The organism is Aequorivita sp. IT1282 (genome assembly GCF_058068205.1).
The window spans coordinates 61,218-74,337 of sequence record NZ_JBYRHR010000004.1 but is presented as its reverse complement, the minus strand read 5'-3'; the positions used below and the strand labels follow the sequence as shown (position 1 = coordinate 74,337).

The following is a 13,120-nucleotide window of genomic DNA, read 5'->3' as shown; positions in this document are numbered from 1 at the left end:
TATAGGATCAAACCTACGACTATTTAAGTGGCTCAAAGGACAATTGGGATACTCTTGGGAATAAAATATTGTAGTTCGTCGAAATAAACGGTCATTTTAGCGATTATTTTAGGGTATTTTGAAGATATTCTTAAAACGTATTTATACTATTCTGTATTCATAAATATCTGATTTTTGGTTACATACCTTGATTGAATTGGTTTATTATGAATTTGAACATTTTTGCTTTTCATCTATAATTAGCATTAAAAATACGAATCGTTGAAAATTTCATTAAAGTCATAAAGGTTAGCCAAAATGTAACAAAACAACTTGGACACCGGTTTCAAAAAAATCTAATTCATGTATCTTGCAGCCCTATTTAAAGTTGAAATTATGAAAGAGAATAAAATGCTAAATTATATTGAAGAAGTATTAAAAAATATGCCAACAGATTGGTTGAATTTAACAACCCATCGGCTTGATATTTATGATGAAAGCTTAGCTAAAACTCAATTTTTAGATCAATTTGAAGCATTATTTAATGACAATAATGCTACTTCAGCTTCACTATATAAATTACCCACAGCTTACGACTATATTCGTTTAGGACATCCTTTATCTAGCATTTTGGAATGGGGAATTGCTAAATTAAATAAGCTACATTCTGAAAATGTGATTAGCTTTTCGTCCAAGACAATTCCTATTTTGGCAATTTTAAGAACAAATTTACTCGATAATAAAAATACCCAAATACTGTATAAAGGCGAATTACCTGTATCGTTTGATGCCGAAGTACTGCGAAGAGTTTATGGTTATAAATTTGAACTAAAGAAAGTTGAAGACTTTAAAAATGTTTCTCAATTTGACGGCAGTACTATTTTCATTTCACAACAAGATGAAATTGGCACTGTTAATCTCACTCCAAATATTGACTTTTTCATCAGTCTTCATGGGCACCTTGGAAGCATTTTAATAGTGAACGGTGAAGAAAATGAAAGTTATATTTCAGATATTCAACACGTAAGAAGAAGAGAGACAATTGCAATGACGCCAGCCAATAGTCTTGAAGCATTAAAATTATTCGTATCACAGTCTTCATTAGAGAAAGCAACTACAAATACTGATAGCAGTCAGTACGAGGCAAATAAAACAAGTGTTTTAAATTCACTCAAAGAGATTACAGACACGAAGATAAAACCCCTAGTTGCTTCTAGCGGATTATCTATTCAGTATGCTATAATGATGGGGCTCGTTCACGATGCTTTAGAAAACCATAAAGGAAAGGCGATAAAATTTATTGTTCCTCCTAATTGTTACGGCGGTACAAATGACCAAGCACGTCGTGTTGCTGCGTGCCTCGATAATGTAGAGATAGTAGATTTACCTGTGGATGGGGATAACGAAATGGTTAAAAGCATCGATAGCATTTTAGATAAAATTGCCAGCGACGATGCTGTTCCTTATATAATCGCAGAAATTCCCACTAACCCAAGAGTTGAAGTTCCAGATCTTTTAGAATTGAAATCGGTTTTAAGTAAAAAACGAAAAACAAGTAAAGGTGAAATTGCCATCGAACCTGTTTTTATTTTAGATCAAACATTTTGTCCGAATTTTCACTTTTTAGGTGAAGGCGAAACACTTTCAACAATTAGAGCTATTTCATACGCTAGCGGATCAAAATTCCCAAGTGGAGGGAAATGTACTGCGGGCTACTGTGTAGCAAATGATAAGGCGGAAGCTTTGATGAATAAAATTGACATGCATTTAGATCTTTGCGACAACGAAGCTACAGCGCTTCAATATGAAATATTGGCGAAGCAATTACCTTCAATGAACCAAAGAATAGTTGATGCGTATAAAAATACACGCGAATTTGTAAACTACATCCACGAAGTTTTACCAGCCGCAAAAATCAATTTTGTTTCAGAAGAATTGGCGAATGAAGGATTTACGCCTTCGGTGTTTTCGTTAGATCTTCCCACAAAAGGAAATACGGCTGAAGAAAGAGAGACGTATAAAAGGGCGTTGAATCTTAAATTAATCAATTTAATGATTACAGAAATTCCTAATGAAAGTAAATTCTGCGTGAGTTACGGACAATTAAAAGGATGTTACTGGACGGTACCCGCGACTTCAACGCAAGGGACGACAAAAGAAGGTGATAAAGATTATATTGTGCGTGTATCACTTTCACCTAATTTGGATCTTGAACTTCATAAGAAGGTGTTCCTGAAATTTGTGAATGAAATTTAGCAACAAATAAATGCCGAACCTTGAAATAGTATCTGAAAACATTGATTACATAGTTGTAAACAAAACGGCTGGACTGATAACTGAAAAGAGTCTTTATGAGAAGTGCACTGTTGAAGATCAAGTTTTTAATCATCTTGCCAAAAATAAACAAAAGCCCTTTGTTGGGATTATACACAGATTAGATCGCGTTACTAGTGGCGTGTTGATTTTTGCAAAGAAAAAAAGCATTCTTGTTGAATTTAATGAGCTGTTTAGTAGTCGGAAAGTTCAAAAAACATATTTGGCAATTGTTAAAAATAAGCCACTAAAAGAGAAGGAAAACTTACATAATTTTCTTGTAAAAAATAACCTTGAAAAAAGAGCGGATATTGTTCCGTCAAAATCAAAAGACTCTCTGGAATGCAGTCTTTCCTATAAAGTTATAGGTAAAAACGATTTTGGTTATCTATTAGAAGTAAAACCAAAAACTGGCCGATTTCATCAAATAAGGGCCCAATTAGCAAATATAGGACTCCCCATTTATGGAGATGAAAAATATGGTTCCGATCAAAAATACTTACCGCTATCTGTTTGCCTTCACGCCTGGAAATTAAGCTATCAAGACGCTGCTTCTCAAGAAATGAAAACCTTTGAAGCACCAATGCCAAAAAACAAATTTTGGACATATAAAACTGTTTGAAATTAGTAGTAACTACGATTCTACTGCTCAAAAAAGTTTCCGCGCGATCACAAAGCTTATAAGCCAAACTACTAAACGTTATAAATAAAGAAACCTTCCAATTGGAAGGTTTCTTATAATTTACATTTCCGAAGAACTTATTCAATAATCATTCTTTTGGTGTCTAGTCTTTTTCCATTAATGTATAGCGAATATAAAAATACTCCAGCGCTGAGTCCGGCTCTATTTATGTTGAAAACACCTTCACCTACATTATTGATTGGAATTCTATTGATGAATTGCCCAAGGGTGTTTGTTACTATTATTTCAGCCTTATCAAACGCAAAAGGAATGTTATAGCCTATCTGTGTTGAATTGTCAAACGGATTTGGAACGTTTTGTAATAAATATGCCTCGCTCCTATTTAAGTTTACATCTTCCACTCCTAAGGTACAAGCACAGCCTTCTAAGAACTCAACTCTAGCGATAAGGTCGTCAATTTGTTGCTGCTGGTTTGCATTTTGTATTTCCAACGGCAATAAAATAGTTGACAAATCTACTTGTACAAAACTTGTATTTTCAATCAACAATTTTAATGTAGTACCCGCTAGTGAAAATTCTGTAACGCTCTGATTATCTGTATTATCTAAGTAGGCAGAAAGATCTACATTGCCACCGTCTTCAAGGTTTAAAGTATTTCCTGCAAGCGAAAGTTGTTGGTCATCTGTACCTACGTCGTTTAAAGTAGAAAGATCCACATTTTGCGAAGCTCCACCTGAAATTCCAATAGTTAAAATGTTTCCTGCCAATCCTGAACCAGCGATGTTTTGGCCATCTGTATTATCTAAATAGCTTGCTAGGCTAACAGTTCCACCGTCTTCTAAGTTTAGGTTGTTTCCTGCGAGAGATATTTGTTGGTCATCTGTTCCAGAATTATCTAAGGCTGAAAGATTCACAGTCTGCGATAATCCGCCTGAAATCCCAACAGTTAGCATATTTGCCGCAAAGCCTGAGCCAGCGATGTTTTGGTTATCTGTATTGTCTAAATAACTTGCTAGGCTAACTGTTCCACCATCTTCCAAGTTTAGATTGTTTCCTGCGAGCGATATTTGCTGATCATCTGTTCCCGAATTATCCAATGATGAAAGATCTACGATTTCTGAAGTCCCACCAGAAATTCCAACGGTTAGCATATTTGCCGCAAAGCCTGAGCCAGTGATGTTTTGGTTATCTGTATTGTCTAAATAGCTTGAAAGATCTACTGTTTGTGTAGCTACCCCATCATCTTCCAAAGAAAGTTCTAAATCGTTCCCATTAAGTTGAAAAACATCGGCTCCTTGATCGTCTGTTCCAGGATTGTCTAAAGTTGAAAGATCTATGGTTTCTGAAGTTCCGCCAGAAATTCCAACGGTTAACATATTTGCCGCAAAACCAGAACCAGCTATGTTTTGGTTGTCTGTATTGTCTAAAAAGCTTGAAAGATCTACTGTTTGTGTAGCTACCCCATCATCTTCCAAAGAAAGTTCTAAATCGTTTCCATTAAGTTGAAAAACATCAGCTCCCTGGTCGTCCGTATTGTCTAAAAACACTGAAAGATCTACGGTTTGTGTTGCTACGCCATCATCTTCTAAAGAAAGTTCGAGGTCGTTACCGCTCAATTGAAAAACATCTGCTCCTTGATTGTCCGTTCCGCCTGCACCGCCGGTAGACCAAGCTACGCCATCCCAAGTGTAAACACTTAAAACGTCTGTATCGAAAACAATTACACCAACTTCCGAAGTGCCCAAAGCAGTTCCCAGTGCAGTTCTTTCTACGGTGGTAAGTCTATTTAATTGCAAACCTTTATCTGTTGCATTTAAATCTATAGAGGCATTAACATTTGGAAAAGCAGTTCCACCCATTCCAATACCAACATTGCCATTAGAACCTATAGAAAGCGAACCTGTTGGTGCCGCTGGTTGTATTCTGAAAGGAAGTCTACTTCCATTAGTTACATCTCTAACAAAAAAGTTAGATTCGTTACCTGCAATGTCCCAAGTTTGTGGTGTAAATCCTGAATCTCCATTTTGTTCAAGCCTCATTGTTGGTGTGTCACCATCTGCAATATGAAGTTCTACCACTGGAGTATTAGTACCCAGTCCAACATTTCCACCTGTATCACTTACAAATAGCGCGTTGTTCCCTGCTCCTGCCATTACCCTAAATGGATTAGTACCAGCGGTAGCATCATCAATTCCGAAATAACTAGCGCCACCATTATTAATGTCATTGATTGTAATTCGCCAGTCGTTCAATGGAAAGCTAGCCGAAGTACTAGTATCATTAAAATAGATTCTTAAATTATTTTCAGCCAAGACGAAGGTGTCAAAACCGTAATTATAATTAGCTGGAATATCAACTCCAATCCCCAACGAACCTTGAATTTCAGAATCTGTCGAACTAATTACAACACTCTGAACATCCTGATCATCTATAGAGTAATCGGGTTGATTTTCAAGTAAGGTGGAAAATGGATTTTGTGCAAAAACGGTGACTGGCAACGTCAATAGAAATAGCCAGAAGAATATAAGATAGCGTTTCATAAAAGATAATTTGATTAGTTAGTTACTGTCAAGATAGATAATTCAAATTCCTTTTTATAATTCTATTTTATTTACTCGTTAAAACCCTAGATAAATAGGGTAAAGTGTAATTGATTAATAATCAACTCCTTACTTATAGCTAACAATTCTATTTTACTATATTTAACAATTAAACAATTCTAACCAAGAAAGAATGAAGTACAATTATTATTTGCGTATTGTTTTCATATTACTATTTTTTATAGCATTTACCACTTTAGTTCGTGCCCAAGTAACTTCGAATGTTTCAGATATTATTCACAAAATATATGAATTGGAAAAGGAACGAGATCCAAAATGTTACGCAACAGCAAACCGTTTGGAAGATTTTATGTACGGCACACCTTTAAATGAAGACGCCAGAAATTTTAAGATTGAAATTCAGAAAAGCATCATTTATTATTTAAAACAACAAGGAACGATTTTGGCCCAAGGAAAAGGCTTATCCCAAATTGAACCTTCCGAAATCCACGCAGTAATTAACGATCTCTCAGAGTATACAAAGAATGCTTCGGGAGATTATTTATACAAACTCACCACAGGTACAATTACTATTAAACAAAAAGATTTTAGGCAGTACAGCTCCGTTTCATACGGGTATCGTTCCTTACTTTCTGTTGAACAGGATTTGCTATATTTTTCGGAATCTGAATTATTATCATTCAATCAAGAAGCATTGCAAATTGCCAATGATTATGTAAACCTGCTTACCCTCGTAACGTTGAAAATTGCAGATATAAACGCTCGAAAGCACAACGAATTTACCATAAACAAAACGCGTTTAAAAGATAGCTGGGTATTGATATTGAATGAATCTAAAAACATTCACACTTTACAGGAAATAAATTATCCGAGCGTCGCAAAAGGTGAAACCACCGCAGCTGATGACAACAATGCGATGACAAAGGAAATTATTAAGCAAAAAATTGAATCTTATGAAAAGTACAATCAATTGGCTGAAAATGTTTTTCTCCGAAACATACAAGTGTATTTTGCTAGACAGAAGTGGCCTACGGAACTTACAACTTCGAACGAATTGCGGTCTTATTATTTAGAATCGTTAATAGGTTTTACAGCAGCTTTACTTCAAGAATCTGATAAAAACTCCGAAACAAATAATGAAGCTATTTTGCGAGTTGCAGATGTGCAAAAAGCACTAAATATATTTTTGCCCAGTTATACCAATACGTTTGAAGATGTAGCGTTTTTTCCGAATAACGGAGCGCAAGCTATCACCATAGAATCTTACGATTTGGATGCCTTTCGCGACAGCGGTTTTCATTGGAGAATTTTAGGTTACGCGCTGGACGACATTAAAAAAGGAACTCTAAAAAGTTTAGATCCAAATGCAGCAGAACAGCTTGTAGAAGGCATTGCGCAGTTTGGGGTTTTAGTGCTTCGGTTAGCGGGTGAAACTTCAAAATCTGCGGGAAAAAGTGTGCTTGATATTCAGGATTTACAAAACGCTTTATCTGAAGTTAAAGACCTCATCGCGAATTACGATTATTCGTCTAAAAAAGAAGTTTCTGTTGCACTAAGTTCTTCAAAAAGCACAAATGAAAACACGCAGGGTTTTGAAATAATTAATTCAGCTGCTAAAATAGATTTTGAACACAAATCTTCAGACTGGCTAAATAGATTGATTCGTGGCTACACTACTTCTTCCGAAGAAGGCGTGATTAAATTAGCCATTCCGCCAGCATTTGGAGGCTCTGGCGTTGCGTGCGAAGATATAAACCAAGATGGCGCAATAGATATTTTGCTCTTAGGAGGTTTTGGCAACAAACTATATCTCAATGCGAAAGATGGCACTTTTACAGATGTAACTGATAAAACCAATCTAAACAATTGGAATGAAGATTTAAACTCTTTCGGCGAAGCGCGGCAACCAATTATAGCCGATTTTGACAATGATGGAAAACAGGACATTTTTATAACCTACGTAAACGATGCCAACAGAATCTACAGAAATCTGGGAGATCTTCAGTTTGAAGATATGACAGCCCAGGCGCAATTGGGTGGCGAAAACGCCGTCGCCGGACCAGCAACCGCTTTTGATTACGACAATGATGGATTGCTCGATATTTACATTGGTTATTTCGGTAATTATGTAGCGGGAGTTCTTCCCACAATTCAACGGGACAACCAAAATGGAATGGCCAATAAGCTTTTCAGAAATTTAGGGAATTTTAAGTTTGAAGAAGTAGCCTATGCTGCAGATACACTTTCAGATTCAGGTTGGACGCAAGCCGTGGGTCATTCAGATATTAATCAGGACGGTTTGCAGGATATTATCGTTGGGAATGATTTTGGAGTGAACAAATATTACCTCAACACCCCAGAAGGAAAGTTTGTGGATATGAGTAAAACACTGGGCACCGATAAACCATCGTACACAATGAATATAGGCATTGCCGATCTTAATGGCGACTTCTTTCCAGATTTTTATATTTCGAATATTGTGGTGATGCAAAAAGATGAAAAATATGTAAGTCCAAATGCAGATACCAAAATGAAATTTGACCCAAAAAAGATGGCAACTATTCGAACTATTGAAGCTAACGATCTGTTTGTTTCTTCTAAAGGAGAAGAATCGCTAACGTATAACCTTTCAACTAATATTGGCCGCGGTTATGGTGCCACCGGTTGGTCTTGGGATGCAGACTTTTTCGATTTTGATAATGATGGCGATGAAGACTTGTATTGTCTAAATGGAATGAACGATTTTAGTGTGTATTCTAGTGAAAATCCGTTTTATTTTGAACGCGCTGAAGATTCCAAATCTATTGAATATGCTGAAAGCGATCGGGAACGAAATGTCTTCTTTGTAAACGAAAACGGAATGCTCACCAATAAGGCCGAAGCGTTTTCCTTAGATTTAAACAGCAACGCCCGCAGTGGTGCTTATTTTGATTATGACGATGATGGTGATTTAGATATAATTGTAAACAACTATCACGAGAAAGCGACGATGTTGGAGAACAAAACAGCAAATAGCAATAATTGGATAAAAATTAAACTTATTGGTGACCCAAATGCCAAAATAAATAGGGACGCCATTGGCTCTTCCTTCATTATAAATGGTAGCATTTGGAGAGAAATCCATAGCACTACGGGTTATCTTTCTGTGCATCCTAAAGAACAGCACATAGGTTTGGGGAATTCAGAAAATGTATCAATTGAAATACGCTGGAGCAATGGCGAAAAGGAGGTTTTAAACAATATAGAAGCAAACCATAGTTATTCAATTAACTATCCTAATAGTATAATTGTAAAACAATAAAATTAAAAAGAACAGTTTAAATAGGCCGCTTTAGATACAAGATTGTAAATATGAAAATACCCATAGATAGTGAAGTGTATTATATAAACGATTTTTTAAGTAAAGATGAAGCTAGCGAATTATACACCATATTAATTGAAAAATACAAAATAGACCAATCACGCTTAATAATTCAGGCCGGCGGAAAATTAATTAAAACAGACAGTTTTAAAATTTTATTTGCGACACAGAAACTTATTAACTGCAATAGTCACCCCGAAGAAATTCATGGAAAAAACTTTAGTTGGGAAGGACCATTACTGAAGTTGAAGACTAAAGTTGAAGCATTCTTAAATAAGGAGTTTGACCTTGCAATGTGTCTTTATTATCCCAACGGAAATTATTTCGCTCCTTTTCATAGCGATCAAGAAACATCGGGTTACAACACCGTTTTACCGTCGATTAGCTTGGGCGAAGTACGCGAGTTTAGCTTCTGTAATAAAGCTAGTAATGAAATGTATAATTTAGATTTAGCAAACGGCAGCTTGTTAGTCATGGGAGCCCATTGTCAATCTAGGTATACTCATAGTTTACTTCAAAATACAGCTTATAAAAATGGACGAATAAATATTACTTTTAGGGATGCTAATTTTAAATAATTCTAAAAAATATCGATTCAGATTTAGATTTGAAGACGTAGCTAATTATATAATAGGTTTTGAATGAGCCGGTAGAAATATGGTAACTTGTGCAGTAACCGATAATAAGCCTCGATTGACTCAACGTATATCACGATCTGATAATTAAAACAATTTTATTTATGAAGTACTCTATTAAAGCAAAATCAGTTTCCAAAAATGATGCTTCACTAAACATCAAAGACTCCGAAATTAAATTTGGCACTACTCCAGAATCTGCTGAAACGTCACCAAATCCAGCCGAATTATTCTTAGGATCGTTGTCAGCCTGTATTCTTAAAAATGTGGAGCGTTTTTCTATATTAATGAATTTTGAGTATTCGCATGCCGAGATAATAGTAAACGCTGTTCGACTCGAAAAACCGCCAAGGATGGACGAAATAAATTATGAATTGAAAATTTACAGTCAAGACAATTCCTTAAATATTGATTTACTGAAAAAAAATATTGAAAAGTTTGGTACAATATATAATACAGTAAAAATCTGCTGCACCATTGAGGGTGTTATAAATAAAATTTCTGAATAGAGGACCAAGATGAAAAGAAAGGAAATTCATAATTCGAAGTCATTTGAAAACGAAAAAATCGGCATATCATATCTAAAGCAAATTTGGTCAACGACGATGCTTCAAAAGAAAGGAATGGTAGATGACGAACTAAACCTTAAACACAATTATGTTTCTGCGGTATTTGATGCTTTAGGCATAGGTATAGAGCCCACTTACAAGTATTTATTTAATGCAGACCCTTCGTTTGTTGAATTCGAAGATTGGATACTTAAAAATGGTCACCTATCAGAAGATATGATAGCGTTATTTAACACAGCATATAATTCTCAAAGTAAAAAAGTTGAAAGTTTTGAAAATGAAGAATTAATATTAAACAAAGAATCACTGAAGCAATGGGAAGAAGACGGATATGTTATTATTCCAAATGCTATTTCTCAAGATGATTGTATAGCTAGTGTAGCCGTTATTCAAGATTTCTTAAAAATAGATCCGACAGACAAATCCACTTGGTATAAGCATCATCCCGAAAAACAAGGGATAATGGTACAGTTATTCAATCACGAGCAATTGAATAAAAATAGAACTTCTAAAATAATCAGACAAGTATACCAACAACTTTGGAATAGAAATGATTTAATTTTAAGTATGGACAGAACCAGTTTTAATCCTCCAGAAACTGATAAATTTAAATTTCCTGGACCAGATTTACATTGGGATGTAAGCTTAAAGCAACCAATATATTTTGGTGTTCAGGGATTATTATATTTAACCGATACACCTGCAAATCAGGGAGCATTTACTTTAGTTCCTGGGTTTCATCGAAAAATTGAGAAATGGTTAGAAGATTTGCCAAAAAACGTGAATCCCAGAGAATATGATTTACACCAATTGGGAGCTAAACCTATTTCTGGCAATGCTGGTGATTTTATTATTTGGAATCACAAGCTTCCTCATGGGAGTTCCCCAAACACAGGAATGAGGCCACGTATAGTACAGTATATTAATTACCAGCCATTAGATCGTGAAATACAAACAACTTGGCTCTAAAAAATTATACTCAACATTAAAAAAATGACCGAGAAAAACCAAACAATATTCAATATTCAATCGGAATAAAAGTTATTGCTTGGGGAATGAATAAAAATAAAAAACTCCCGAGTTTTTTCAAACTAAGGAGCTTTTCTTTGTAACGGAAAATGCCCCGAAGCATCGGGGGAACCAGTGTCCGCCGCGGCGGATAAGAGCCCATTCAAATTTAAATTCATTTTAAAATAAAAAACTCCCAAGTTTTTTCAAACTAAGGAGCTTTTCTTTGTAGCGGGAACTGGACTCGAACCAGTGACCTTCGGGTTATGAGCCCGACGAGCTACCTACTGCTCTATCCCGCGATATGGACGGCAAAGATACAAAGCTTTTTAGAGTTTACAAGAAAGAAATACTAATTTTTTCAAAATATATTTTTGTGTATTTTTCATACATACTTTTCATATATTTAAATGATGAAAAAAGGTTTCAAAAAATTAATATTTACCGTTCTGTTGCTTGGAGCAATACTTATTATTGCAACAGTTTCGGTAAATATTCTTCTGAAAAATAAGCTTGAAGATTTTATAGCCAATCGGTTACCAGAAAATATGATACGCGCTCACGAAGGTATTACAGTCGAAACTTTTGGCGGTTCGCTAACGATTACAAATGCCTCTCTTATTATTAAAAACAAGCGGGATAGAAAGGAGCACACTTTTGTGAATGTTGAAAAGCTCAAAATTTCAGATATCAGTTATTGGGATTATCTAGTCAATAACGAAATTCACATAGAAACCATTACGCTAGAAAACCCAACAATTGCCTATTATCAAGACCGGATCGAAAAAAAAGAAGACACGCTGCGCAATGACATATTTTCAATCTACAAACCCATTATCATTGACAAATTAAAAATCAATAATACTAAATTCGCGATTTTTGAAAAAGGGAAAGACTCTACTAAACTATACACGAAGGGACTTTCCGTTGAAGTGGAAGGAATAAAGATTGATAACAACACAATTGCGCGTAGAATTCCATTAACTTATAATACTTATAATGCCAAAAGCGATACCGTTTTCGTGAAAGTTGGACCTTATGAAAATCTATCTGTAAAAGATTTTTCCATTGATAACAGAAATGCCGTTTTTAAAAACCTTCACTTGAAAACAAAATATTCAAAAAGGGAGCTTTCAAGATTGATTAGCACAGAACGGGACCATTACGATCTCTCCATGCAATCGCTTTCGGTTGAAGGCATAGATTTTGGCTTTAAAAACAATCGTTTCTTCGCCAAGAGCGAAAAGGTTACCATGGAAGCACCTTCAGCAGAAATTTACCGCGATAAGCTGGTGGCGGACGATTTAAAAATAAAACCACTTTACAGTAAAATGCTTCGCGATATGCCTTTTGCATTAACCGTAGATTTACTGAAAATAACCAACGGGAAATTGAAATACGAAGAGCGAGTAAAACCCGAGAACATGGGCGGCTCCATCAATTTCGAAAATTTAGATGCAGCAATTTCTAATGCCAGCAATACCTACAGAAGTCCTAAAAAAACTGAAGTACATATTACCGCAGATTTTATGGGAAATACACCAATCGAGGTTGATTGGAATTTTGATGTAAACGCGAAGTCGGATGCATTTGTTTTTAAAGCAAATATGGGCACTTTAGTAGTAGATAAACTGAATAGTTTTACAGAACCTAATTTAAAAGTTAGGCTAAATGGGCAGACTAACAAAACCTATTTTACTATTGATGGAAATAAAGAAACTTCTACAACAGATATGAAAATGAGCTATTCCAACTTCGATGTTAGCGTGCTTCAAAAAGATGGAAAGAGAAAAAATAAATTTCTGTCGGCTATTACAAATTTATTAATCTCGAAAAATAGTAAAACCGAAAAAGACAATTTTAAAGAAGGCACTGCCGTGGCAAGTAGAGACCAGACCAAATCTATTTTTAATTTTCTGTGGGTTAGTATAAAGGCGGCACTCACTAAAATTATGATATAAATTTTTAATGGCTTATCCACTGGATAGTTTCTAACCTTTACTAGGAGCTAAAAATGGCGTTATCCGGCGGGATTACGAAAATTATTGAAA

At 35.3% G+C, this 13,120-nt stretch carries 8 protein-coding genes and 1 tRNA gene; 7 read left to right on the top strand and 2 right to left on the bottom strand.

Annotated elements, in window-relative coordinates; all coding sequences use genetic code 11:
* The first annotated feature begins 375 nt into the window (after positions 1-375).
* Together AC3RVG_RS09735 and AC3RVG_RS09730 are read left to right on the top strand one after the other, a co-directional pair.
* Positions 376-2,235, top strand: a complete 1,860-nt coding sequence (locus tag AC3RVG_RS09735) for a cystathionine beta-synthase (RefSeq protein ID WP_489691273.1) — start codon at positions 376-378, stop codon at positions 2,233-2,235.
* 10 nt (positions 2,236-2,245) lie between these two features.
* Positions 2,246-2,914, top strand: a complete 669-nt coding sequence (locus AC3RVG_RS09730) for an RluA family pseudouridine synthase (protein ID WP_489691272.1) — start codon at positions 2,246-2,248, stop codon at positions 2,912-2,914.
* 137 nt (positions 2,915-3,051) lie between these two features.
* Here the strand turns inward: AC3RVG_RS09730 and AC3RVG_RS09725 are convergent, their stop codons facing one another.
* Positions 3,052-5,475: a beta strand repeat-containing protein gene (locus tag AC3RVG_RS09725; RefSeq protein WP_489691271.1), complete on the bottom strand. Its 2,424-nt coding sequence runs from the start codon at positions 5,473-5,475 to the stop codon at positions 3,052-3,054.
* A gap of 193 nt (positions 5,476-5,668) precedes the next feature.
* On the opposite strand from AC3RVG_RS09725, the gene AC3RVG_RS09720 reads away from it, so the two are divergent.
* From AC3RVG_RS09720 to AC3RVG_RS09705, 4 genes are all read left to right on the top strand, one after another.
* The gene (locus AC3RVG_RS09720; protein ID WP_489691270.1) at positions 5,669-8,797 is read left to right on the top strand and encodes a CRTAC1 family protein; all 3,129 of its coding nucleotides are present in this window, start codon (positions 5,669-5,671) and stop codon (positions 8,795-8,797) included.
* A 50-nt stretch (positions 8,798-8,847) separates the two neighbouring features.
* Complete coding sequence (locus AC3RVG_RS09715; protein WP_489691269.1) at positions 8,848-9,435, top strand: alpha-ketoglutarate-dependent dioxygenase AlkB; 588 nt, start codon at positions 8,848-8,850, stop codon at positions 9,433-9,435.
* 161 nt (positions 9,436-9,596) lie between these two features.
* A complete protein-coding gene (locus tag AC3RVG_RS09710; protein ID WP_489691268.1) occupies positions 9,597-10,001 on the top strand; it encodes an OsmC family protein in 405 nt (134 codons plus the stop codon).
* A gap of 96 nt (positions 10,002-10,097) precedes the next feature.
* Positions 10,098-11,030 carry a phytanoyl-CoA dioxygenase family protein gene (locus AC3RVG_RS09705; protein WP_489691267.1) on the top strand — a complete coding sequence of 311 codons (933 nt, stop codon included), beginning with the start codon at positions 10,098-10,100 and terminating at the stop codon, positions 11,028-11,030.
* 268 nt (positions 11,031-11,298) lie between these two features.
* Here the strand turns inward: AC3RVG_RS09705 and AC3RVG_RS09700 are convergent.
* A tRNA-Met gene (locus tag AC3RVG_RS09700) sits at positions 11,299-11,371 on the bottom strand.
* 108 nt (positions 11,372-11,479) lie between these two features.
* Here AC3RVG_RS09700 and AC3RVG_RS09695 point away from each other — a divergent pair.
* The gene (locus tag AC3RVG_RS09695) at positions 11,480-13,030 is read left to right on the top strand and encodes an AsmA family protein (protein WP_489691266.1); all 1,551 of its coding nucleotides are present in this window, start codon (positions 11,480-11,482) and stop codon (positions 13,028-13,030) included.
* The last annotated feature ends 90 nt before the right edge of the window (positions 13,031-13,120 follow it).

Bases quoted from the DNA above. Each gene is read 5' to 3' on its own strand.
- AC3RVG_RS09730 (WP_489691272.1), top strand. From the start codon at position 2,246: ATGCCGAACCTTGAAATAGTATCTGAAAACATTGATTACATAGTTGTA.
- AC3RVG_RS09695 (WP_489691266.1), top strand. From the start codon at position 11,480: ATGATGAAAAAAGGTTTCAAAAAATTAATATTTACCGTTCTGTTGCTT.
- AC3RVG_RS09710 (WP_489691268.1), top strand. From the start codon at position 9,597: ATGAAGTACTCTATTAAAGCAAAATCAGTTTCCAAAAATGATGCTTCA.
- AC3RVG_RS09735 (WP_489691273.1), top strand. From the start codon at position 376: ATGAAAGAGAATAAAATGCTAAATTATATTGAAGAAGTATTAAAAAAT.
- AC3RVG_RS09715 (WP_489691269.1), top strand. From the start codon at position 8,848: ATGAAAATACCCATAGATAGTGAAGTGTATTATATAAACGATTTTTTA.
- AC3RVG_RS09705 (WP_489691267.1), top strand. From the start codon at position 10,098: ATGCTTCAAAAGAAAGGAATGGTAGATGACGAACTAAACCTTAAACAC.
- AC3RVG_RS09720 (WP_489691270.1), top strand. From the start codon at position 5,669: ATGAAGTACAATTATTATTTGCGTATTGTTTTCATATTACTATTTTTT.
- AC3RVG_RS09725 (WP_489691271.1), bottom strand. From the start codon at position 5,475: ATGAAACGCTATCTTATATTCTTCTGGCTATTTCTATTGACGTTGCCA.